Below are 24,012 nucleotides of genomic sequence, written 5' to 3' on the forward strand. Positions count from 1 at the left end.
GGAATATGTTGATCTCGCGCTACCGTGCTGGGTGGCCCGCTCGTGTACGCGGTGGCCCCGTAGGCGGCAGGGCTGAAGTAGCCGAGGGTTGAGTCCTGACGGCGAGTGTTGTATCACCCCTCGATCCAGTTGAAGATCGCCGTGCGGCGAGTTGGGTGGGTCGAGTTGGTCAGTGCGCCATGCCCGCCCGGCACACCGAGGTGTTTCGTTTGCCCTTGCTGACTACCGATGAGGGAGGTCGTCGGTTCGATTCCGACAGGCGGCTCAGGTGAGGCCCTGACCAGAAACCCTGGTCAGGGCCCTATTTATTGTCGTGCGGTTTTGAATCACCCCCCGACTCCCCGGAAACGCCAGTGCGCGATTAGGTTCGACATGTCCGCCTTGGGCGGCGTAGGCCGCTGGCCGTTTGCATGGGCACATGCCCGCGCAGCGACTCGCGGCCCGACCTGTGGCGAGTCGCGGACGGAGCGGACCCGTCAAGTTCCTGGACTGGCAGACCACCAGCCCGACCACGGTCTTACCCGCCTCCGGTGTTCATCTTGACCACCAGATCACGTTCCATGCGGCGGGCGAACCAGCTCTCCAGAACCTGTCCCTGGGGATCACGAAGAAACGGGTACCGCTCGGCGCGGTCGGGAAGCGCCTCAAAGAGCTGACGTGGATCGATGAGCCGGCGGGTGCACCGCCCGGCACCGACCTTGGAGAAGTCGAACGCCAAGACACCACCTCCGGACCGACTCGATATAGCGTAGGTGCCCGATGCGTCCGGCGCCGACCTTGTCCCTCGTGCCGCCCGGCGCCACAGCAGTTACAACCAGCGGGTCGCGTCGCTATGTGTACCTGTCGGGGTAGGAGTTCGCCAAGTGATAGTGGCGTGGCGCTCTGCGACGCAGGCGTCCGGGGGCATCTGGAGAGGGCGGGCGGGTCGTACTCCACAGCTCAACCGGTTCCTGTACCTCAGCGCGGGCGAGGGCCGGCTTCGGGACTACTCGCTGGGTGATCACACCCGGTGGACCACGGTCGCGGACAGCACGGACGGCTGGCGGCGCACGGTGATCCGCGCCATCGCCAGGGCCCGCATCGACTTCGAGATCTCTACGCCGCAGTCGACCGCGACGGACGTGGCAGATGGCCATAACCATGCCGGTGGCAGCGGTAGACCGCCTTGCTCTCTTCAGTCGTTCGTGCGGCCGGGGAGCTCGGCGGCACCGGTCCTCGACGTGCTTTCCAAGCGTCGTTTGATCGCGCGGATCACGTCCACCACCGTGGCTCCGATCTCGGGGTCGGTAAGGTAGGGCTCCAAGAGCACTATGGTGGCGTGGGTTCCGACGTAGGCGAGGTCCGCGATGAGTTCTCGGCGTGCGTCGTGGGCCGTCCGTCGGTCGAACGGCGGTCCGGCCCGGACGTAATGCAGCAGGCACCATTCGAACAGTTGCCGCGTCTGGTCGGGCCACGTTTCGACCAGGCATACGTACGGTGACGGTTCGAGGGGGATGAGGCTGAATCTGCAGGCTGATCTGACGTGTGCGACAGCATCGACTGCATTGGCCGCGTATGGTCCCAGTAGTTCGGACCACAGCATCGCCAGGGCTTCTGCGTTTTTGTCGGTGCCGCGGAAGGCTTCAAACAGCAGTTCATCGACGATGCGCCATGTCCGAGTGACTGGATCGGTGTCATCGGCTGGGGGTGGCGGCAGGCGGTCGGTGAGCTTCGCCCAACCGTAGATTGCGATCAGGTGGGCGCGGATCGCCTCGTCCCGGAATGGGTTGTCCCAGTCGAGTCGCCCGATCGCATCGCGCAGGGCAGCTCGGGCGTCGTCGTCGTTTCGGTCGGCATGATCAACAATTACCTTCAGAATCGTATCCCGGTTGTACGGGAAGCTGCTGCTGCGGGCGGCCATGACATGCAGCCGTAGCGCGTCGGCGTCTTCCAGCCCGTAGAGCACTTCGGCGTAGGGTCCGTGCAGACGCTGATCCTCGAAAGTCATGCCGATCATGGCCTGTGCGGCGTCCCATGCCTGTGGGTCTGCCGGCGAGGCCAGAATCTCGGCGATCTCCGCGCGAATCTCATCTTCGGTCTTCAGCGGGTCAAGACCACCGTGGGCCGCCAGAGCCTCGAACAGCAGGCTGTTGAGTAGGACGTTGTCCTTATCGCAGTCGTCCAAGAGTGAGCGCATCCGTTGACGAGTGGATTCGTCGGCGTTGTAGGACGCCCGCATCGCAGCGTCTAGCGCTGTCAGCCGTAGGTGGTAGCCGTTGGCTTTCCATGCGGCGGCGAACACGTCGGGTAACAGCCGCAGGTCGGCAGGGTCGTCCGGGTTCATCAGCAGCAGCGCGGCCGTGAGGCGACCCCATCGTGGTTGGCCGGGATAGTCCCATAACCTGCGCATCGCCGATGGCGTCCGCGATGGCCGATTCTCCTTGATCCAGCCATGCTCGCTGGCCCTGACGACTACCGAGGCGGCAGGTTGGCGGCGCTCGCGGTCGTCGCCGTAGACGAATCGGCCGTACGTGGCCTGTACGACCGCACTGATAGCGCGGCGGCTACCGGCCTCGCGCAGCCGGCGCATCTCGTCGGTGCAGCGACGATCGGTGGCATCGAGCAGGGACGCGGACTCTTCGATGAAAAGGCCGTCGGCAAGGCACCGTCCAGCCACGCACAACAACGCCTGCTGAAGGTCGTTGCGTGCGGTGTCGGCGGTCCAGTGGGGCTCAAGGACGTTGTCTGACGTCTCCTCGATGCTGGTCAAGCGGTAGTCGTCTATGGCGGCTGTAGCAACCTCAAGAACCGTTGAGACTTCCGCAATGACCGCGTGAGCTGTTGCAGGGCCGAATGCGCCGCGCGCGGCGGCGCGCAGGAGACTGACGCTGGACAGCGTGAGAAGCAGGGTGAGGCGGCGTTCAATATCGGCTTCCAGCGCTACGGCATGGTTGTGCAGGTCCGTTCGCCGGACGTCGCCTAACGCCTCGGCGAGGGTGCGGCTATCGGCAGCTTCGAGTACGAGTTGCTCCGCGGTGAGGAACCGGGCCAGCAACTCGTGGCTGAACGCGATCCGCCCTTGGGTCGGAGCCAGCAGGGGCGAGCCGAGCATGGTATCCATGTCGATCGTCCGGGGGTCAGGGGTCGCCCGGTGAAGCAGGAGGCGTACCTCGGTGGTGGTCAGCGAGCCGCGCAACTGGATGTCCATCTCGGTTGCGATACGGCGGAGGCCTGCACGTGTTGTCTCCGATGGGCACAGTCGGGTGACGTAGGCGTCGAACAGTTCAGTAGAGGTGGCGCCCGGCCGCAGTGACTCCCCGCACTCGGCAGCCATGGACAGCTCCATCGGAGTTTGAAACGCTTCGAGGCCCGATAGTTCGCCTCGGTGGCCGTGCACAGCCATCAAGGCCGTGCGGGCGTCGTCGTCAGGGGCCAAGGTCTGAAGGGTTAACGCATTGGATTCTGGCAGCCCGACCTTCTCTGTGGAGGTGATGACGACAGCGACCGGTACCCGAAGTTGTAGGGCGCCGACCTGTTCGATCAGGACCTCACGATCAGTCGGCACGCATTCGTTCACCCCGTCGAGGATCACCAGCACGGGGCAGCCGAGGTCGACGGCGCTGTGTAATAGCGGGAGGCACGCTTGCGTCGTGAACGGCGCAACAGCGCGCGACAAGGCATGGCTGAGCCGGCCACGCTCGTACTCGCCGCAGCGTACCCACACTGGTACGCCTCCGTTCTCAGCGACCGCAACTGCGGCGTGCTGGGCGGCGTGGGACTTGCCGGTGCCGCTTTTACCGACGATCACCACCGTCTGCCCGCTGGCGGTAGCCTCCGTCAGGAATGCGGCTGGGTCCGGCACGATTGTCTCACCCCGCCGTGCGGCGATAGGCACGTACGCCCGCAGGCGGCGGCGTGCGGCGACGAACCGGCGGCGATAGTCCTCCAGCATGGTTCGGCTGATCCGCTGCTCAGCGCCTTCGGCGCCGTCGACCGGTTGCGGGTACATCTGAAGGTGCCGGGTGAACGTTGACCAGTGGTCATCGGCCCAGGCTGGGTGGGGCCCGTCGGTGCTGAGCAGCATGAGCAGGTGCCGGTAGCCGAGGACATCGACATGGTTGTAGTGGTCCACCCGAGTATCAGCGGGAATGTCCGGGTATAAACATATAACCGTGTGGATATGACGGTAGAACTTGCCCCCGGGCTGCGGCACCTCACCTCTGTTGGCCAAGTCGTGCATGTCGTCGCTGATGGCGAAAGTCGTTTGCTGAGCCTGGCGGTAGAAGTTGCGCTCGAGCGAACGGCGCTGCCCGTCCGGTAGCTGCTGTTCCCACGGCCCGTTGGCGCTACCAATCAGCGGCAGCCCAGGGTCCACAGCTTTCAGTTCGACGTGCACAAGCCGGTGTGCGGTGCTAATGAGGAAATCAACCTGGCGCTGAGAGCGTCGGGTGATGAAGTTGGCATAGATCCTTGCGGTACCACCATGTCGTTCTAGATCAGCCCGGACTCGCCGCAGGAAGCGAGCCTCGTTGCGGTCGTCGATCTGGGTGCCGAGGAAGACCTCGCAGGGGCCCCTACTCACCTGTTACGGCCAACATCCGAAGCTGACCCGTGTATACCCGTCGTGGGCGCCACCTACTCACACGGTGACCGTAGCGACGAACTTCGGCCGACGGTAGGTGTTCGCTGCTCGTTCGAGCTTCGGCCTGGCTTACTCAGAGGGCGCTGATCAAGCCTTCTTGCGGAGCACGCCAGAACCCAACCACTGAACCAGGGTCGCCGCGAGGTGCACGGCGGCTTCAGCCTCGGCTTGATCCTGGCGGCGGGACTTCGGGGCGCCGCCGTGACGGGAGACCTGAGCCTGCCAGAGCAGCTCTAACATGCTGACCAACGGCGTCACGTCGCGCGGAGCGCCGGTAGGGCCGGGGAGCACCAGTTCCCACCTGTGTCCGGAGTTCTTGGCGAGTTCGCCGATGACGGTGCCGAGCGTGGCCTTGCCGTTCTCGGCCTTCTTGGCCTCCACCAACGGGCACGCGATCGACTCGACGGCACGGATAGCCTCGTGGAACACCTTGTCTGGGTCGGGGTGCCGACCGTACGCCGCGCGCCAGGCGGCGGCGAGATGATCGGCCGCGTCTGCCGTGACGCTGGAGACGGTGTGGATGACGGTGGCTGTGACTGTCTCGTCTACGCGACGCTCCACGGCGGTGCCGTCAGCGGTGACGCGCCACCCGGCGCCGCCGGCGGTCAGCATCTCGGCGATCTGCTCCCGCAGCGCCGGCCGCATCGTCCACCAGTTCAGGATCGCGTCGATGAGGTCGAGAAGTTGTTCATCGGTGAGCGTGCAGGGGGCGGGAACCTGCTCCCAGCGCAGCCGTAGCCGCAGGGTGTTGTCCAAGGCCCCCGAGTCTCGGTCGTTCTCCGCAACGTTGTAGACCATGTCGACCCAGTCAGTCAGTGCGCCGCGCATGTAGCTCGGAACGCCGTCGTGGACAGTGTCGTCTGGGCCGAGGCCTGCGATGCGGCGGCTCAGCGGTGCCCACGTGAATGCCGCAGCGGATTCTGGCGCATCGGCGGTCGCGGAATCGCCCCATGGGTCGTCCCAGGCGTCGGTCACGGCCGTGACACTATCGGCCATCACTAGAGCAGGGCAGCAGGATTACGCCGGGCGCGCGCGGGCGCGGCCTTCCCGAAGACGTCGGCAGAAGCCCATGGCGCCAGGTACGGGGCCGACTCATGCTGGCTTGGCGGCTGGATTGATGCTGTGCCGGTCGAATAGGTCACGGAAGAAGGCGGCGACAACTTCGTCGGCGCTGCGCTGGTCCTGGCAGAGTTCGTAGCCGCCGAACCGGTACATCTCGTAGCCGGCGAGGCGTAGGAGACGGTCCGCGGAGACCATCTCGGCATATAGCCGTGGCTGCGCTCGACCCGTCTCGTCGGCGTAGTGCTGCTTACCATCGATTTCGATCACGATTCGCTGGTCCTGGGGTAGAAGCATGAGAAAGTCCATGCGTTGCCTCGGCAGCGGGCCGGGGGTGGCTTGGCGGCTGCGCTGGGTGTACGGGTCGTAGTGTAGGTACACCTGCGGGATCAGCGCCGGGACGCGGTCCATGTCGTGCGGGCCGTGCAGATCGTGATACGCGCGGAAGAACCGTCGCTCCGGCTCCGATGCCAGGGAACGGGCCAGGCGCTTGAACAACAGTCGAGCCGGATAGATGAGTTCGTCGCCGGGCGGCATGCCCTGGGCCTCGCACCACCAGCGCACCAGGGCGGCCCAGCTCAGGCCGTCGGCGGGCAGGGGGCGGTCGTAGACGAGGCAGTGCTCGCCGTGCTTGACGATCTCGATGACGTTGTTGACAGCGTCACGCAGAACGAGTTCCGGCTTCGGCCCGTCCGCAGCGAAGATCAGGTTCTTGAAGTCGCCCACGACGCCTCGCGCTCCGGCGCGGTTGACGAGCTGCTGCAAGGCGTCGTCGGCGTGATCCTCCAGGATGCGGACCGCGAGGGTCACCAGTTGGGGCGTGTCCCACTCTTCGATCCGGCGCAGGACGTACCACTTCTTACTGGCGTACGCCTCGTCGTCATCGCCGGGGGCGAGACCGTAGCGCGCACATGCCTTAGGAAGCTGGTACGACTTGAGGTGATATAGCGCGTTGGCGATAGCCTCGCGCAGCTCATGGGCTCGCACCCGTTGCGTCACCACCGCAGGGTATCGGCTACGGGGCGCCGTGTGTCTGTCTAAGGTAGTCAGTGCGGCGGAACCGCCGGATATATCGGCGTAGGACGTTCAGCTGCGTTGGCGACGGTCCAAAGGTCGGCCATTGGATTCCGAGTGGCGGCCAGCATGCGGCCCTGACCGGCAGGAGTGCCGGGCAGGGCCTCATGTCTTATCGATGCAGTTCTGACCGTTCCATCGACGCCTTTAACATGTCCGTGCCGTGCGGTGTCGACCGCCGTCTGTGCGCGTCTACGCAGCCTGACGTGGCCCAGGATCACGGCGCTTGGCGCCTGTCGTCGTCCTGCCGGTGCCGAGCTGTTCGAGAATGTCGGAGCTGTCCGGGGCGAGGGCGGGCTTGACAATGTAGTGCTTGTTGGTGACCTGCTCGGTGGCGTGCCCGAGCTGAGCGGCGGCCCTCTTGGCGTCGGCCTCCTTGTCGATCAGGGTGGCGACAGTCTTGCGGAAGGTGTGCGGGGTGACCCATTCGAGGCCGGCGTCGGCGCGGGCTTGACGCCACTGGCGGCGTACGTTTTGCGGTGACAGCCAGGTGCCGCGCCGCGAGGCGAAGATCGCGTCGTGGGGATTGTCGGCGGCGTTGAGTTTGCGACCCATCAGCATCCCGACCGCGAACCGAGGCAGCACGACCGTTCGGAAACCGGCGTCGGTCTTCGTCCACTCCTGCCGGAAGAAGCCCTTGCCCTTGAGGTAGACGATCGTGCCGCAGATGGTGAGCGTCGGGCGTTCAGCGACAAGATCGAGATCCTCCCAGCGCAGCGCAAGAATTTCGCCGATGCGGGCGCCGGTGGCGAGCATGAGGTCGACGATGTCGGCCAGGTCGCCGGTCGGCCGAGGTCCCGACTTGCCGGGGGCAGGTTGCTGCCAACTCCGGATCGCCTCGCGAACATCGTTCAGTTGGTTCACCTCCAGGGCCACCACCTTGCGGCGGGGGCTACGCAGTCGACCGGTATCGCGCACGGGGTTGGCCGTGAGCGCGCCTCGGCGTACAGCCAAGGCGAACATCTGGCCGAGGACAACCTTTGCGCCTTTGGCGGCTGACGGACGGTCCTCGGCGACCTTGCGCAGAAACCTGTCGAGGCGGCCTGCGGTGGCCTCTCGGATACGCAATTCGCCGAGGGCGGGCTCGATCGAGACACGCACGCTGATCTCGTACCTACTGATCGTCTGCGGCGTGACACGTTCCTCCGCGGTGATCTCGTCCAACCAGAGCCTCGCGAGGACGCTGACGTGGGTATCTCTGGTGATCTCGTCGTCGTTCGGGGTGACTCGGTCGCGAAGTTTGACCTTCAGAGCCCGAATGGCGGCGGGGCCGGTGGTGTCGGTGGCCTCGACGTCGCGGGTCTTGCCGTCGTGGTCGCGGAATCGGGTTCGGGCGCAGTACCGGTTGGGGCCGAGCTTTTCGGTGCGGATCGCGCCCCAGGTGCCGATGGGTAGCGGAGGTCGAGCCACGGCTCAGCGCTCCGGGTCGGTGTGGGCGTCGAGCCAGCGTTCGACCTCGCTGCGTCGGTAGCGCAGGGTGTTGCCGACTCGGATGGCGCGCGGTCCCTTGCCTCGGCTGTGCCAGGCGTAGAGGGTGTTCTTCGGCTTACCCAGCCAGACGGCGACGTCATCAATGGTCAGGAGAGGGTCGGGCCGCCATTCTGCGGTGGTGGGCGTGGTCATGGGCGGCCTGCCGATGGGCCGGGCTGTCGGGTCGCCCTGTCGTTGTCGGTAGACCGCCGGTGGTCGGTGGCATCTGGTCGTACGGACCCTGGTGGACGGCACGGATCGGATGTCCTTTCAGCATCCCGGCCCGGGTGGGCCGGGGGTGCGGTGGTGCCACCCGCGTTGGCGGGGGGCACCGGTTGTGGACGTCGATCCACGCGTGGCGGGGCGAAGGCATCAAGCCTGTGATCACGGCGCGCACCGCCGGTGACTGGCCGAGGCGATGTCGAGTGGCGTCCGAGGGCGTGCGGCTGCCCGAGTACGGATTCGCGTCGCGAGTACCTCGGTTCGGCCAAACTCGTGGAGATCAGTGGGGCTTTGAGGATCAGAACGTCTTCGTGCTGGACGAGCCATTGGGGGTCACCGGTGGCGATGGCGTCTCGGGTGTTCTTCTGCTGAAAGAACGAGGCCCGGGGGATGATCACGCCGTCGCGGACGCCGCAGATGAGGGCAATGCACTCCTCGACGAGTTCAAGTCCGGCGTTGATGCCGGCGGCGACGACCATGCCGGGGATGTCGATGAGTTCGCCCTGGCGGCGGTAGGGCCGGGCGGTGACGACAACGTGTCCGCCGGGACGCAGGAGCTGGCGGCAACCGGCGAGGATCGCGGTGAACCCGTCGGCGAGTTGGCCGTGGCTGCGGTAGGCGAGGTTGTCCACGCCGCCGTACTTGTGGTTGATCTTGCGGACCTTGCCGCGCCTCGGGCCAGGGGTGCGGACGTGGCCGTGGGTGGACGACCCGTAGGGCGGTGAGGTGATCACGAGGGAGACCTGGCCGTGCAGGCTGGCCGGCAGCAGGGACGGTAGCGCGGTCGAGTCCCCGTGATAGATCTCGCCCTGGCCCGATGCCCCGGTCTGGAGTGTGTGGCGGATGTTGTCGGCTGCCTTGGCGACCCATTCGGCTTCGTACTCGACTCCGACGCCGTGCCGGTCGAGGTGCATGGCTTCGATGATGGTGGTGCCGATGCCGGCCATAGGGTCGAGGACTACGTCGCCGGGGTTGGTGTAGGTGCGGATGGCGTAGCGGGGGATGGTTGGGAGCATCTTGCCGGGGTGCGTCAACGACTCCGGGGTGTATCGGCCGCGCCGCAGGTCACGCGATGCGGTTTGGCCGGTGAGCCAGACCGATCCGAGGTAGCCCTCGGCGAGCAGCGCCGCCAGATAGGACGCGCTGTGGTACGGCGGCTCGGAGTCGTGGGGGTCGCCGGGGTGCAAGGGCGGACGAGATTCAGGCACGGGCGTTCTCCTCACCGGTGGCGATGGCGGTGGCGGTGGTCCTGAGCACGACCAGGTCCCGGAACGTCGGTAGATGACGGCCAGCGAGCAGACGCCGCCCGCCGTCGGCCTCGTCAAGGTGTTCCGGGGCCGTGCGCGGCTCGTGCTCGGGCAGCGGGACGAGGGCAGCGGGGATGTGCTGGTGGTAGAAGAAGCCGGCGGTGCGGGCGGCGGCGATGACCGAGGTCCGCTGGCTGACCTCGCCCGGCTGAGGCGGTGAGGCGGTGAGTCCAACCAGCAGGAAACCGCCGGGGCGTAGCAGAGGCCGCCAGGTGCTCATTGCTGTGGCGATGCCGTCTCGGGTGAGGCCCTGTGCGCCCTGCGGCAGGGTCGCCAGGATCAGGTCGACACATGGGCCGTGCCGTCGTGCGGCGTGTGGGTTCGGGCGTTCGGGGGTGGGCGGTAGGAACCGCACGTGTAGACCGTGGCGATCGGTGACCAGCCGGGCCGGTACCCGGTCCAGGTAGGCAGTCGCGGCGATGGCGGCCGGGTGCGCGTCGAGGTCGAGCACCACGTCACCGACGTGGGTGTAGCGGCGGATGAGGTAGGCGAGGTGGCTCGGGGACAGTCCGTGCCAGTGCGGCACTCCCGGACGGGGCGTGCGCGGGACGCGGGCTCGGGGCAGGAGCAGCCCGACCGGTGCCGGCTGAGGCCGGTCGTCGGGGGCGGTGGAGTGGGGCTTCGGCATGGGCGTGTGGGCCACGTCCGCCGACAAGCGCTGACACTAGGGGATTACAAATCCGGGCCTCGGATTGGAAACCGCGCCCGCTGCCGAGCCGGGTACCTCGCGCGACGCCGCCGGGTTGAACAAGATCCTCAACGGGTTGAACACGCAGGTCAGAGCCATAGAGACACCGGCTGTCGGCATCACCCGACCCGTGAGGGCCGCCGACGCGATCCCTGGCCGGTTGAACAAGATCCGCGCCGGGCTTGAACAAGATCGTCATCTGGTTGAACACGAGGCGGCTCGCCGCCTCGGGGCCTTGAACACGATCGAGATGGGGCGTGAGTGCCCTCGGCGAAAGCCGCTCGTGGTCGTCCTGCTTCACCCCGTGGCTGCCTCGTAGGCGACGCGTGTTCAAGGGTGCCGTCTTGACGTGGCTGCGCCCAGCTTGAAGGGCCTTGAACAGCCTGACCACGGGTTACACACCCCGACTCGGGGTGTCCACTGGTTGACGTCGAGATGCATCGACGGGGATTGGCGACGGCCGGGTTGAACATGGGTCGAGACGCCTTGAACAAGATCAACAGTGTTCATGATCTGTTCAAAGTCCCTGGTGGCGTGGTGGCACAGCGCCGACCGGCACTCCCGCCGGACGGCAACGGTCATCACGAGGGAGCACCACCATGGACTGTCGTACCCCCGCCACCGGCCCGACTGCCGGGCCGCGCGGCGAGACACTGCTCAGCGACATCGAGTACCGGTTCCGGCTGTTGGGGCAGGGTCCGAACCCGCTGTCGGTGGACGGTCGCAGCCTCGGCCACGGCTTGCCCCGCCGGGCCATCGCTCTGCCCGAGCTGTCGGCGATCCTGATGCACCCGTCCTGCGGCTTCGCCGCCCGGGACGCGGCGTGGCGGCTGCTCGTGCAGCGCGCCCGTACCGGTGATCCGGCGTGGCGTGCCGGTGTGGTCGGCGTCGCGTTGCCGGGCCTGCGGTTCAAGGCGTACCTGCTGGCGAAGCTGTTTACCGGCGACGTGCAGGCCGCCATTGTCGAGCACTTCCTCCGCGCTCTCAGCACGGTCGACGTCACCAGGCCGGGCGTGGTCGGCAACCTGCTGTCCGCCGCGTTCTCCAAGGCCCGCGCCGAGCTGCGCGAGCAGGAGCCCGCCTCGTTCGGGGCACCGAACCACGCCCCGGGCGCGGTGGTGCCGCCGGCCCCGTACGGTCACCCGGATCTCGTCCTGGCCCGCGCGGTCACCGCCGGGGCAATCACCGTTCAGGAGGCCGATCTGATCGGCGCGACGTACCTGGAAGAGGTCACCCTCACCGCCTACGCCGAACGTACCGGTCAGCCTCGCTGGAACCTCTACAAGCGGCGCACCGCCGCCGTCGCCCGACTGAAGGCCGCGATCGAGGCCGGGGAACTGTCCGATCCGTACACCGACGTGGTCAACGAAGCCACGGCGACGGTGGTCCTCGACGCGTCCACCGCCCGGAAGCGTCCGTAGCCAGCCTGCCTGAGCTGCGGGTTTCCAATCCGGGGCTCGGATTTGTAATCCCCTAGTGCGGGACTCTTCCGCGCAGGTGACCTTGTTCCGATCGGACCCGCTGACGGCGCTGACACCCCGCACGGTCCCCGGCCCATCGCCTTCCCGGTGAGGAGGACGGCCGCGCCGGTCGGCACTACAGGTCACCCCGCACCGCCCGGTCCCGCCTTCGCCACCCACTCGCGCACCCACGCCCCGCTGCGGGCTGCGTCGGCGTGTGCACCGGAGGTGCCCAACCCATGAATCACCACCCCTTCCCACGCCCCGAGGCGGCGAACCGCCGCCTCGGGGCCGGCAAGCGCGGACGGCCGTCCGTCCGCCGTCCGCCCCGAGGCCGTCCTCGGACTGTCCGCGCCGCCCTGCTACTACTCCTCAACGCCGCCGCGGTGACGGCAGCGCTCGTTGCCGTGCCGACCGTGGCGTGGGCGGCCGAGCCCACCTCGGTGGTGCTGGCTGCCGAGTCGATCCAGCAGGTCGCCAACAACATCCGCGCGTGGCTCGTCGGCATCCTCGTCGCTGTCGCCACCCTGTTCCTGACCGTCGGTGGCCTGCGGTACCTGGCGGCCAACGGCGATCCCGGTGAGGTCGAGAAGGCCAAGCTCGCGCTGCGGTCCGCCGCGATCGGCTACGCCCTCGCGCTGCTCGCGCCGCTGTTCGTGACCATCGTCGGCGCGTGGGTGGCCTGATGAGTGCCCTCACGCTCCGATCCCGCCGCCCGGTCCGACCGGTGTCGTTGCTGCTGCTCGGCGGCATGATCCTCGCCGGCCTTGCCCTGACCTGGGCCGGGCCGGCGCACGCCGAGCCGAGCCCGGCACCCGGCCCTCCGGCTACCGCACCCGGCCTGCCGCCAACGCCCGGCGTGCCTGACCCTGGCGTCCGTCCGCCGGGAGGGGAACCGTCTCCGTCCGTGCCGGCACCCGCGCCTGGTCCGGCCCCGACTCCCGGCCAGCCCTCCGTCAGCGATGATCCGGCCTGGTACGACGTCGGAGGTCAGATCCGCAAGGCCGTGGTGGACTTGGTGGTGTGGGCTGCTGAGCAGGCTCTCCAGCCGGTGATGGAAGCCCTCGGCGCGTCTTGGCTGTCCACCCCCGACCTCACCAACAACGAGCACGTCAAGGCGATCTGGACAACCAGCCTGGTCGTCGCCAACGGCATCATCGTGCTGTTCATCGTCGCCGGAGGGTTCCTGGTCACCGCCCGGGAAACGCTGCAAACCCAGTACGGGCTCAAGCAGGTGCTACCCCGCATCGCCGTGGGGGTGGTCCTGGCCAATTGCAGCCTGATCATCGGGCAGAAGGCCATCGAGCTGACCAACGCGCTGACCGTGGCCATCGCTGGCAACACGATCGACGGGCCGAGCGCGGCGACGGCGATCCGGCAGGTCGTGGACGAAGCCCTGCAGGGTCAGGGGTTCTTGATGGCGTTGCTGGTCATCGCCGTGATCGTGATGTGCCTGGTTCTGGAGTTCACGTTCGTCCTGCGGCTGGCGGCGCTGATCATCCTGCTCGGGGTCGCCCCGGCGGCGTTGATCTGCCACGCCAGCCCACTCACCGAGGGCGTGGCGCACCTGTGGTGGCGGTGCACGCTGGCCTGCCTCGGCCTGCAACTCGGTCAAGCCGTCGTCGTCATGGCCAGCGTCAAGGTGTTCCTCACCCCGGCCGGACCGACCGTGCTGGGCGTACCGGCGACCGGGCAGGGGCTCCTCGGCGTCGTGGTGTGCCTGACGATGCTGTGGCTGCTGATCAAACTGCCGGGCTGGATGCGACAGTTCGTTCTCGGACCGCTCGGACAGAGCAAAGGCCGAGGACTGCTCGGGCAACTCGTCCACGCCTTCATCATGATCAAAACGCTCGGTGCGGCGGCCGGCATCCTCGGCGCGAGCCCGTCCCGGACCGGCGGACGGACGGCCCCTCGTCCGCCCGGCCCTCGTCCGTCACCGGGTGGCCCCCGTCCGCCCCGTCCACCGCGCCCGCCCCGTCCGGGGCCGACTCCCGTCCCCCCGCCTCCGCCGGGACCGGTGGCCTTCAGCCACGCCCCGGCCACCCACACGCCGCTGCCCGCGCCGTCCGGGACGAACGCCGCCCCCACCTTCAGCCACCCGGCCGTCCCGTCCACGCCGACCCCTGCCCCGTCCGGCGGTGTCCCGGCGGCACCGTTCTCCCACCCAACCCCGCCCCACCCGAGCGTGCCGTCCCCGACCACCCCACCGGCCCGAGTCGCCTTCAGCGACGCCACGACCCCGGCACCGACCCCAGCACCCAGAGGCGCGGCACCAGCCGTGGAGTTCTCGGCCGCGCCAGCGCCGCAGAGCGCGCCGCGCCGGCCACCTGCCCCGGTCACGCCGGTGTTCTCCGCAGCCCAGGCCACACCGGCACCCGGCGGGCCACGACGAACCTCGACCCCCGGGACACGGCCCACGGCAGCGCGACGCGCTACCCCGAGCGGGCAAGCCGCCGCCAACCCGGGCACCCCGTCCGCCGTTCGGCGGGCAGCCACGCCCAGCACGCCCCGGCCCCGTCCACCGGCGTCGTCCGCCCCGCCGTCCCCGGACGGTCGGCGGTCGGCGTTTCCGTCCCCGCCGCGAACGTCCCCGTCCCCGGCGGGCGGTGTGACATCGGCAGGTCCGTCCGCCGTCCCGTCCCCGTCCCCGCCGTCCAGGTCGTCCGGTCCGGTGCGGGGTTCTTCATCGAAGCCGAGGGGTGATCAGCGGTGAGCCGCCACAGTAACGAGGCCCCAATGAGGGCTCGGGTGCCCGCCGACATCGAGCGGCCGGACAGGCTCGCGTTCGGCATGTCAGGACGCCAGTTGGTGATCCTGGCCGTCACGGGCCTACTCCTCTACGCGGCGTGGACGGCGGTGGCCACGCTCGTGCATCCACTGGTGTTCCTCGCCGGGGCGATGCCGCCCGCCGCTGCGGCGTTCCTGCTCGCGGTCGGCCGCCGAGACGGCGTCAGCCTCGACGCCTGGGTCCTCGCGGCGCTACGGCACCGCCGCAGCCCTCGCCGGCTCGTCCCGGCCGACGGACCGGTCATCCCGGCCCCGGCGTGGGTGCAGACCACCGCTGGGCCGGGTGACCGGCTACCGCTGCCCGCACCGCTGCGGCTGCCCGCGAAGGGCATCACCGGCGACGGGCTAATCGACCTCGGAGCGGACGGCACCACGGGCCTTGTCGCCGCCTCGACCGTGGCCTTCGGCCTGCGGACACCCGCCGAGCAGAACGGCCTGGTGGCCGGGTTCGCCCGCTGGTTGCACAGCCTCGACGGCCCGGCGCAGATCGTCGTGCGGGCACAGCGGGTCGACCTGACCTACCTGGCCGACCGGTTCCTCGCTGCCACCCCGGGGCTGCCGCACCCCGCCCTGGAAGAGGCAGCCCACGCGCACGTGACGTTCCTCGATGACCTGGCCGGGCAACGTGAGTTGCTGCACCGGCAGATCACCGTCGCCATGCGCAGCCGACGCGGCGCGCACCACACCGCCCACACAGCGGCCGAGACGGTGCGTGCCCTCGCAGGCTGCGAGGTTCCCGCCCGGGTCCTTGGTGAGCCGGAGGCCACGGTGCGGCTCGCGGTCAGCCTCGACCCCACCGCCCCAGCGCTCACGCCCTACGCCCCATCTGACGGAGGTGACCAGCGGTGAGACTGCTGTCCGCACTGCTGCCGAAGCGGCGGTCCGCCCTGCCTGAGTCTGCCGCGATCCTGCCCGGTTCCCCGGACGCCGTGGAGGTCGACGGCCGATACGTGCGGGTCGGGGACGGCTACAGCGCCACCCTGGCTGTCGTCGGCTACCCGGCTGAGGTCGGGCCGGGGTGGGCGGAGCCGCTCCTGTCCTACCCGGGCCTGGTCGACGCCGCCTTCCACATCGAGCCTGTCGCGCCGGCGGTGGCCTCGCAGCGGTTGCGGAAGCAGCGCGGCCGGTTCGAGTCCTCCCGTCGGCAGGATGCGGCCAAGGGCCGCCTCGATGATCCCGACCTCGACGCCGCTGCGGCCGACGCCGCCGAGCTGGCCGCCCGTGTCGCCCGAGGCGAGGCCCGGCTGTTCCGCCTCAGTCTGTACCTGACTGTCCACGGCGCCAACCCTGCCGAGTTGGCCGATCGGGTGGCCGAGGTGCGGTCCCTGGCCTCCTCGTTGCTGCTGGACACCGCGCCGGTGACGTGGCGTCAGTTGCAGGGCTGGATCAGCGGTCTACCCCTCGCGTTCGACGCGTTAAGGATGAAGCGGGTCTTCGACACTGACGCCCTTGCCGCGAGCTTTCCGTTTACCAGCCCTGACCTTCCGGACACCGCTGGGGACAGCGGTATGGGGGTGCTGTTCGGGTTGAACTTATACTCGGCCGGCGTCGTGGTGTGGGACCGGTGGGCGCAGTCCAACTACAACGCGGTCATCCTCGCCCGCTCCGGGGAAGGCAAGTCGTACCTGGCCAAGCTCGACCTGCTGCGCAACCTGTGCCTCGGGGTGCAGGCGTTCGTCATCGACCCTGAAGACGAGTACCTGCGGCTGGCCGATGCGGTCGGCGGCACGGTCATTCGGCTCGGCGCGGCTGGTGTGAAGATCAACCCTCTCGACCTGCCGCCGGGTAACGACGATGCCCTCAACGACCGGGCACGGTTCCTGCACACGCTCGTGACCGTGATGGGCAGCGGCGATACCGCCGTCACCGCCCCACTGCCCGGCGACGAGGCCCGCTCCCTCGACGTCGCCGTGCTGGCCGCGTACCGGGCCAAGGGCATCACTACCGACCCGCGCACCTGGAGGCGACCGGCCCCACTCATCGGTGATGTGATGGCCGCGTTGGAGGACACCGACGACGCTGGCCGCCGCGTCGCCGCCCGACTGCACCCCTACGTCGCCGGGAGCATGAAGGGCCTGTTCGACGGTCCCACCACCACCGCCGCCCGAGGGCACCTGGTGGTGTTCGCCATCAAGGACCTGCCCGAGCAGCTTCATCCGGTCGGGACGCTGCTCACCCTGGACACGATCTGGCGCACCGTACGCGGCGCGACCGCCTCCGGCGCACGGCCCGATGCGCTGCGGATGGTGTTGGTGGACGAGGCGTGGAAGCTGCTGTCCGGCGGTCGCGGCGGCGTGTTCCTGGAGACCCTGGCCAAGTCCGCCCGCAAGTACGGCACCGGCCTGACCGTGGTGACCCAGGACGCCGCTGACGTGCTCGCCACCAAGACCGGCCGCGCCGTCGTCTCCAACGCCGCAACCCAGGTGCTACTCAGGCAGGCGCCTCAAGCGATCGACGCGGTGGCCGAGGCGTTCGGGCTCACCGATGGTGAACGGGCGTTCCTGCTGTCCTGCCAACGCGGAGACGCCCTCCTCGCAGCGGGGTCGGCGCGGGTGGCCTTCCACAGTCACGCCTCCCCAACCGAGCACGAGTTGATCGTCACTGGCCCGGTCACCGGCCCGCCTGCCCGCCGCCGCTGATCCCGCCCGCGAGCCTCCTTCACCACTGCCGATCGGAGTTCCCGATGGTTTTCTCCTCTACACTGTCCGCATCCCCGCCCTCGCAGGCATCGGCCCCCGATGGCTGTGTGCCCGGTCAGGGCGGAGTGCCCGACTCGATAGTGGGCGAGCTGGTATGCGGGTCCGGGGGCATCGACGCCACCGACGCCGTCTGGCGTCTCGTCCGCGACCGGTGGCCGCTGCTCCTCGCTTCCCTGGCCGCCCTCATCGCCGTACGGGTCGGGTGGGCGTTGTGGCGGCGGCGCGTCTGGCGACGGCACGCCTCAGCAGCGCGGTGGCTGCAGATCATCCCGCCGGTCACCGCCACTCCGGCCGCGACGATCGGCCTGTGGCGGCTGCTTGCCACGGCGTTGCCCGCGCCGCGCCGGTGGGCGCTGCGCCCGGCCAGGCTCGTGTGGGAGGTCGCCGCCGACCCGGAGGGGATGCGGTGCGGGCTGTGGTTGCCACCGGGGGTCAACCCGACCGCCGTGGTGCGGCTGCTGCAACGCGGTTGGCCCGGGGTCCGCGCTGAACAGACCCGCCCACCAGCCGTCCCCACCACCGGGGCCATCGCCGCCCTCGCGGTCTGGCCCACCCAGCCGGAATGGCTACCCCTGGTCGAAGGCACGACGCCTACCCACCGCCGAGGCATGGACGCGAGCGTCCCCGAAGAGGACCGGCTCCGGGGGGTCTACGGCGGGCTGGCCTCGGCCGGGCGCACCGGCGGCGCGATCCTGCAAGTCCACCTCGGCCGAGCACCCGCCCACCGGATGCGCACGCTGCGCCGCGCGATGACCAACCCCCAACGCGCCCGTCGGCCCCGAGGAACCGCCCGCGCCGCCGGCATGCTCGCCGATGGGCTGCGCGCGCTGATCCTCGGCGTTCTGGACATCGTCACCCCCGGCCCGTCGAGCCCGAGGCGGCACACCCGTTCCACTGACCCGTACACCGCCGAGTTGGCCCGGCAGGCGCGGGCGAAGTACGCCGACGCACCGCACCTGCTCGTCGCCGTGCACACCGTCGCCGCCGGCCCCACTAAGCCCGCCGCCCGCGCTGCCGCTGCTGATGTCAGCTCCGGGTTCGGGCTGCTGTCGGCCCACTTCACCCGCCGCCGGCTCCGTTCCGGCGCGCTCGCGGCGGCCGACCGGTGGGTGCCCGAGGCCCGGATGAGCCTGGTGTCCGTGGCGGAAGCCGCCGCCCTGGCCGGGTTGCCCGCCGAACCGGCCGCCTACGGCCTGCCCGGCGCGGCGTCACGCCGCCGGGCCGCGACCCGCGACATCTTCCGGGCCACCGAGCGGGACACACACCCTCGCCCGGCAGAGCAAGCCGCGCCCACCGCCGACGACCCGCCAACCGTGTGGAGCACCCCATGAATAAGACCAACCGCAAAGCCGTGGCTCCTACCTCTCGCCCGCAAGGGCGCCGGCTGAACCTGGTGCCGGTCGAGGACCGGCAGGGCCTGGGCGGCAAAGTCATCGGCGTCGCCAACGCTGGCCCCGCGATGCGGGTCGGGATCTCTTTGGCCGACTGCCGGTTCCACGTTCATGCGCTCGGACCGACCGGCACGGGCAAGACCACCCTGCTGATGCGGATGATCCTGGATGACGTTGAGGCCGGGCGCGGCGTGGCCGCGTTCGACCCGGCCAAGGGTGACCTCATCCGAGACCTCCTGGATCGGCTGCCGAAGGACTGTGGTGACCGGCTGGTCCTGATCGATCCGGAGGAGCGGGCCGCGCCACCGGCGATTAACCTGCTCGACCCGGCCGTGCATGGCGGCAGCGCGCACGACGTGGCCGCGAACTTGACGGCGGTGATGGCGAAGGTGTGGTCACGGTGGTGGGGCCATCGCACGGCCGACATCTGCTACCACGGCCTGCTCACCCTCGCTCACGTCGAAGGTGCCACCCTCGCCCAGCTACCGCGGCTGCTGTCGGACTCGAAGTGGAGGACCGCACGGGTCAACGCCGCCACCAGCAAGCTGAACGCCTGGGAGGGCAACACCCTCGGCGAGTTCTGGGAAGGGTTCAACGAGCTGCCCGCCGCCCAGCGCTCCGGCCTGATTGCCCCGCTGCTGTCCCGGCTCCGCCTCGTCCTGGCGCACCCGATGGCGGCGTCGCTGTTCGGGGTGCCGGCCACCACGTTTTCCTTCGCCGAGATCCTCGACGGCGGCATCATGCTCGCTCGGCTACCCAAGGGCGTCATCGGTGAGGACGGCACCCGCCTCGTCGGTTCCCTGCTCCTCGCCGGGTTGTGGCAGGCGACTACCGCCCGCGCCCGCATCCGCGAGGACGAGCGTCCCGACGCAATGATCGTGTTGGACGAGTGCCACAACTTCCTGCACCTGCCGATCGGCATAGATGACGCGCTCGCCGAGGCCCGCAGCTTGCACACCTCGTTCGTCCTCGCTCACCAGTATCTCGGGCAGTTGTCGGGGGACATGGTGGAGGCGATCGACGCCAACGCCCGGAACAAGGTGTACTTCGCCCTCGCGCCCCGCGATGCCATCGACCAGGCCCGGCACCTGCGGCCGTATCTCGATGACGGGGACCTGATCCGGCTCGGCGGCTACGAGGTCGTCCTCCGGCCGGTTGCGGGCGGGAGGGTCGTGCCACCGGTCACTGCCGACACCGAGGCCCCACCACCGGCCGTGCCAGGTCGAGCCGGCGAGCTGCGCCACGCTGCCCGTGGCCACACCGGCCTCGCCATGAAGGAACGTCACCGGTTGCTCGGCGAGACTGCCACCGCCGCCCCCAAGGCCGAACCCTCGGCACCCGTAGAGGACATGGCGATGGAACTGGTGGGTCGCAACACCTTCGCTGTTCAGGGCGAGGGGTCTAACGAGAGGTCTAACGAGCGATCCAACGAGGAACGCAACGACCACGAACCACCGGGTGAACACGCCCCCTTGAACACGTCGTACGCGCACGTGGACGGGGGTGAGGAGGGCTCGTGGACCGGAACCGACTGATAAGAGATATCCCTCCTACCCGTACATCTGCCACCGGCAGTCTCCGCCTTACGGCGTCCGTCGTGGCCGCCGAACTCGGCCGACTTACCCCTCGAGACCGGCTCCTGCTCGACCTGCTCGACCAGCACCGAACCTTCACCACCGATCAGCTCGTCGACCTCGCGTTCGGGTCGGTCGGTCGTGCCCGCAACCGCCTCAACACCCTCCATGATCGAGACATCCTCGACCGGTTCCGGCACTACCAGAGGCCCGGGTCGCAAGCGTGGAGGTGGACCCTCGGCCCGGTCGGCGCGGCACTGCTCGCTGCCGGACGAGGCGAGACGCTGCCCCGTCCCGCCGTTGTGCGCGACGCTACGGCCCGACTCGCCATGTCCCCGACGCTGGCGCACCTGCTCACGGTGAACGGGTTCTTCGTCGCGCTCACGGCTCATGCCCGCGCGCACCCCGGGGCGCGGTTGGTGCGGTGGTGGAACGAGGCACGCTGCCGGGAGGCGTGCGGCAACCTGGTCCGCCCGGACGGACACGGCGTGTGGGCCGACAACGGGCGTGCGGTGCCGTTCTGGGTCGAGGCCGACCTCGGCACCGAAACCCTGGGCCGGGTGGTGGGCAAGCTGACCGGCTACGCCGCCCTACCGCCCCGCCGGGCGTACCCGGTGCTGTTCTGGCTGCCCACCGTCGCCCGTGAGACCAACCTGCACGCCCACCTCCGGCGGGCCGGGGTGCCGGACGGGCTGACCGTGGCCACCGCCGCCGCCGACCACGCCGCCGCGTCCGGCGGCCCGGCGGGGCCGGTCTGGCGCGTCGTGGGGCACCCCGCCCGGGTACGTCTGGCCGACCTACCTACGCCGACCGGGGGCGGTGCGTCGTGGGACGGGTAGCGCTGTGGGTCGCGACCGGGGTAGCCGTAGCGCTGCTGCTGCTCACCTCGGCTACCGCCGGTGTCGTCTCGTCCGTGTTCGGCGGTGGCGGTGGCGGTGGTAGCTGCGTCGGGGCGGTCACCGCACCGGGCGCGACCCCGGCGGGGTTGTCGGCTGAGCAGGTCCGTAACGCCTCGGTGATCGTGACCGTGGGTGAGCGGTTGCGGGTACCCGTGCGCGGGTGGGTGATCGCCGTGGCGACCGCCCTCCAGGAATCCTCGTTGATCAACCACGGGCACCTCGGCCCAAAAAACGATCATGACTCGTTGGGGTTGTTCCAACAGCGACCGTCGCAAGGATGGGGTACCCCGGAACAGATCATGAACCCCGAGTACGCCGCCGCCACCTTCTACGAGCGTCTCCTCGCCGTGCCGGGGTGGGAACGGCTACCGCTCACCGACGCGGCACAGAAGGTGCAGCGGTCGGCGTACCCGGACGCCTACGCCAAACACGAGACACGAGCAACCGAGATCGTGACGGCGTACACCGGCGGAACGCTGCCCGTGTGCGACGGTGCGCCGATCAGCGCCTCCGGGTGGACCCGCCCGGTGGCGGGCACGGCAGGCTCCGGCTTCCGCACCAGCGACCGGCCCGGCCACGACGGGGTCGACATCATGGCCCCGAAAGGCACCGTCATCCGTGCCGCGTCCGGTGGCGTCGTGGTGCGCGTCCGGTGCAACATCGGGGGCGACTCGTGGGACCCCACCGGCGGCCCGATGGCGTGCGACAGTGACGGCTACCCCGGCCTCGGCGGGTGCGGCTGGTATACGGAGATCCGCCACGCGGGCGACATAGTTTCGCGGTACTGCCACATGGTGCGACAGCCGATTGTCCGAGTAGGGCAGACCGTGATAGCGGGGCAGCCTATCGGCCACGTCGGGACTTCCGGGAACTCGTCCGGTCCGCATTTGCACTACGAGATCCACGAAGGCTACCCCGCCACCGAGAACAATGCCGTTGACCCCGTTCCTTTCATGCGCCCAAAGGGCGTGTCCCTGTAGATTCGTGAAGTGATTTTCCGCACAATTCAAGAAGGCCCGCACGGGTTGCGGTGAGCGCCGCGCGTCCGGTCCGCCGGGCGCGCGGCGTAGTCGTTTCCACCCGAAACCGCGACCCCGCAAGATGGCGTGAGCGGCCCCCGTGTCGCCCACCCTATGCAGCACCAGGGAGCCGCGCCGAACGTGCCGCAGCGTCGGACATGGGGCCGTCAAATGGCGTTTCGGGTGGCGGTGGCGGTTCCAGAATCGAGAACGGAAGCGGTGCGGGGCGATTCCCGTAAAGAGTCTTGCGTAGCGGGGTTGACAATCGTCGTGTGCAGAGGGTCCATGGACGTGGGCAACAAAAACCGCCCCGGCGGAACCGCAAACAATGCGCATCACGCGTATGCGGAATCGCTATTCGTGAACCCCTTATGTGGAGGTGTATTGCCATGACCGCAAACATCGTTCTCACCCCCGGCAGCGACGAGGCCCGGTCCGCTGTCGCCGAGGCGCTGCGCACCTACCCCGGCGTCACCGCCCGCAAGTTGGCCGGACAGGCGAACCTGCCGCTACCGGTCGTCACCGAGGCGCTCACCGCCATGGAGGCCGCCGGGACCGCCACCCGCACCCCCGACCCGGCCAAGGGCAACCGCAAGAGCGCCGACACCTGGCAGACCACCACCGCCGACCCGAACGCCGACGACGAGCCGACGCCCACCGGCGACACCCCGGCCACCGACCCGGCAACGGGCACCGCCGACGACGAGGCCACCACGGACGCGACCCCGGACACGGCCGACGAGCCCACCGCCGACAACGACGGCCCGGCCACCGCCGACGAGCCGACGGCCGAGGACACCCCGCCGACCGACCCGGCGGCGGTCGCGGCCGACGAGGCACCCCTGCCCGAGGCCCCGGTGTCCAGTGCGCCCGTGTTCGGTGCGCCGGTCGGCCCGCGTCAGCCTGACCTCAAGGTGTTGATCATGGCGGGTGTGTTGGGTGGGCACCCGGACGGGATCACGGCTGACGCGGCGATCGGGGAGAGTGGCCTGTCGGTGGCGATGGGTGACACGATCCTCGCCGCGATGGAGGTTGCCGGTGCGGCCCGTCGCCTGCCGGTCACCGAGGATGGTGACGAGCTGTGGGTGATCGGGGACGGTGACCTCGCCACCGTGGACCCGGCGAACGCGCCGACGCACAGCACGTGCCCGACGTGCGGGCACACCCGCAAGATCCGCCGCCCCTCGGCCCGCCGTGCCACCGGCACCGGCCGTAGCACGGGTGAGATCAACAGCGACGGGTCGGCCAAGCTGGGCAAGAACGAGTTGCGTAACCGGGTCGAGGCGTTCATGCGTGACCTCGGCCCCGGCCACGACGTGACCCCCGGCACCGTTGCCCGTGAGATCGGCGGGCGGAGCCCCGGGGCGGTCCGCAATGGCATGGAGAAGTTGACCGGGTTCGGGGTGCTGGTCCTGACCCGTGAGGCCCCGGAAACCTACGCCCTCGCGGACAACCCGCCCGCCCCGACCGCCGAGGTTCGCGCGTTCATGGCCCCGCCGCAGACCGACGCCACTCCGCCCGCCGGTGACGAGACCAGCGCCGACGAGGCCGGCACCGACGAGGCCGCCGCCGCGCCGGTAGCGGCCTGACCTACCGCCCCGCCGGGGTCGGGCATCATGCCCGGCCCCGGCACCCGCACGCCCACCCGCAAACACCACGGAAGGAACAGGCCATGACCACCCCCCACAACCACCCCCACGGCCCAACGGTCGCGCCGGGGGCGCTGTGCTGCCCCGAATGCC

General features: G+C 69.4%; 19 protein-coding genes. 11 read left to right on the plus strand and 8 right to left on the minus strand.

Translation table 11 applies throughout. The annotated features are described in order from the left end of the window. Positions 1-517: 517 nt before the first annotated feature. The 8 genes from ACQPYA_RS02230 to ACQPYA_RS02265 all read right to left on the minus strand — a co-directional run bounded on the left by ACQPYA_RS02230 (position 518) and on the right by ACQPYA_RS02265 (position 10,381). Positions 518-718 (minus strand): hypothetical protein, encoded by a 201-nt coding sequence (locus ACQPYA_RS02230; protein ID WP_433530968.1) that lies wholly within the window; start codon positions 716-718, stop codon positions 518-520. 456 nt (positions 719-1,174) lie between these two features. Then, positions 1,175-4,561 carry an NERD domain-containing protein gene (locus tag ACQPYA_RS02235; RefSeq protein WP_433530969.1) on the minus strand — a complete coding sequence of 1,129 codons (3,387 nt, stop codon included), beginning with the start codon at positions 4,559-4,561 and terminating at the stop codon, positions 1,175-1,177. A gap of 147 nt (positions 4,562-4,708) precedes the next feature. Then, complete coding sequence (locus ACQPYA_RS02240; protein WP_433530970.1) at positions 4,709-5,596, minus strand: hypothetical protein; 888 nt, start codon at positions 5,594-5,596, stop codon at positions 4,709-4,711. Positions 5,597-5,713: 117 nt separating this feature from the next. Beyond that, the gene (locus tag ACQPYA_RS02245; protein WP_433530971.1) at positions 5,714-6,679 is read right to left on the minus strand and encodes a hypothetical protein; all 966 of its coding nucleotides are present in this window, start codon (positions 6,677-6,679) and stop codon (positions 5,714-5,716) included. Positions 6,680-6,946: 267 nt separating this feature from the next. Next, entirely contained in the window at positions 6,947-8,164 is a 1,218-nt protein-coding gene (locus ACQPYA_RS02250) for a tyrosine-type recombinase/integrase (RefSeq protein ID WP_433530972.1), read from the minus strand. Positions 8,165-8,167: 3 nt separating this feature from the next. Continuing rightward, a complete protein-coding gene (locus tag ACQPYA_RS02255; RefSeq protein ID WP_433530973.1) occupies positions 8,168-8,377 on the minus strand; it encodes a helix-turn-helix transcriptional regulator in 210 nt (69 codons plus the stop codon). Beyond that, positions 8,374-9,633 carry a DNA methyltransferase gene (locus ACQPYA_RS02260; protein WP_433533359.1) on the minus strand — a complete coding sequence of 420 codons (1,260 nt, stop codon included), beginning with the start codon at positions 9,631-9,633 and terminating at the stop codon, positions 8,374-8,376. The genes ACQPYA_RS02255 and ACQPYA_RS02260 overlap by 4 nt, the downstream gene beginning before the upstream one ends. A 13-nt stretch (positions 9,634-9,646) precedes the next feature. Further along, positions 9,647-10,381, minus strand: coding sequence for a hypothetical protein (locus tag ACQPYA_RS02265; protein WP_433530974.1), 735 nt, complete (start codon positions 10,379-10,381; stop codon positions 9,647-9,649). 64 nt (positions 10,382-10,445) lie between these two features. Between ACQPYA_RS02265 and ACQPYA_RS02270 the strand changes: the two genes are divergently transcribed. The 11 genes from ACQPYA_RS02270 to ACQPYA_RS02320 all read left to right on the plus strand — a co-directional run bounded on the left by ACQPYA_RS02270 (position 10,446) and on the right by ACQPYA_RS02320 (position 23,859). Then, entirely contained in the window at positions 10,446-10,760 is a 315-nt protein-coding gene (locus ACQPYA_RS02270) for a hypothetical protein (RefSeq protein ID WP_433530975.1), read from the plus strand. A 280-nt stretch (positions 10,761-11,040) separates the two neighbouring features. Next, positions 11,041-11,862, plus strand: coding sequence for a hypothetical protein (locus ACQPYA_RS02275; protein ID WP_433530976.1), 822 nt, complete (start codon positions 11,041-11,043; stop codon positions 11,860-11,862). Between the two features lie 278 nt (positions 11,863-12,140). After that, positions 12,141-12,587, plus strand: coding sequence for a pilin (locus ACQPYA_RS02280; RefSeq protein ID WP_433530977.1), 447 nt, complete (start codon positions 12,141-12,143; stop codon positions 12,585-12,587). Positions 12,588-12,910: 323 nt separating this feature from the next. Further along, on the plus strand, positions 12,911-14,614 hold the full coding sequence (locus tag ACQPYA_RS02285) for a hypothetical protein (RefSeq protein WP_433533360.1): 1,704 nt from the start codon (positions 12,911-12,913) through the stop codon (positions 14,612-14,614). Then, complete coding sequence (locus tag ACQPYA_RS02290) at positions 14,611-15,537, plus strand: PrgI family protein (RefSeq protein WP_433530978.1); 927 nt, start codon at positions 14,611-14,613, stop codon at positions 15,535-15,537. Before ACQPYA_RS02285 ends, ACQPYA_RS02290 begins: the two co-directional genes overlap by 4 nt. Further along, the gene (locus tag ACQPYA_RS02295; protein WP_433530979.1) at positions 15,534-17,327 is read left to right on the plus strand and encodes a VirB4 family type IV secretion system protein; all 1,794 of its coding nucleotides are present in this window, start codon (positions 15,534-15,536) and stop codon (positions 17,325-17,327) included. Before ACQPYA_RS02290 ends, ACQPYA_RS02295 begins: the two co-directional genes overlap by 4 nt. 140 nt (positions 17,328-17,467) lie before the next feature. Further along, positions 17,468-18,718: a hypothetical protein gene (locus ACQPYA_RS02300; protein WP_433530980.1), complete on the plus strand. Its 1,251-nt coding sequence runs from the start codon at positions 17,468-17,470 to the stop codon at positions 18,716-18,718. Continuing rightward, positions 18,715-20,313: a type IV secretory system conjugative DNA transfer family protein gene (locus tag ACQPYA_RS02305; RefSeq protein ID WP_433530981.1), complete on the plus strand. Its 1,599-nt coding sequence runs from the start codon at positions 18,715-18,717 to the stop codon at positions 20,311-20,313. Before ACQPYA_RS02300 ends, ACQPYA_RS02305 begins: the two co-directional genes overlap by 4 nt. A gap of 62 nt (positions 20,314-20,375) precedes the next feature. Next, entirely contained in the window at positions 20,376-21,191 is an 816-nt protein-coding gene (locus tag ACQPYA_RS02310; RefSeq protein WP_433530982.1) for a replication-relaxation family protein, read from the plus strand. After that, the gene (locus ACQPYA_RS02315) at positions 21,179-22,231 is read left to right on the plus strand and encodes a M23 family metallopeptidase (RefSeq protein WP_433530983.1); all 1,053 of its coding nucleotides are present in this window, start codon (positions 21,179-21,181) and stop codon (positions 22,229-22,231) included. Before ACQPYA_RS02310 ends, ACQPYA_RS02315 begins: the two co-directional genes overlap by 13 nt. Before the next feature lie 428 nt (positions 22,232-22,659). Next, positions 22,660-23,859: a hypothetical protein gene (locus tag ACQPYA_RS02320; RefSeq protein WP_433530984.1), complete on the plus strand. Its 1,200-nt coding sequence runs from the start codon at positions 22,660-22,662 to the stop codon at positions 23,857-23,859. Positions 23,860-24,012 lie beyond the last annotated feature (153 nt).

The sequence above is a fragment of the Micromonospora sp. CA-263727 genome (assembly GCF_050942455.1).
Lineage (GTDB): Bacteria > Actinomycetota > Actinomycetes > Mycobacteriales > Micromonosporaceae > Micromonospora.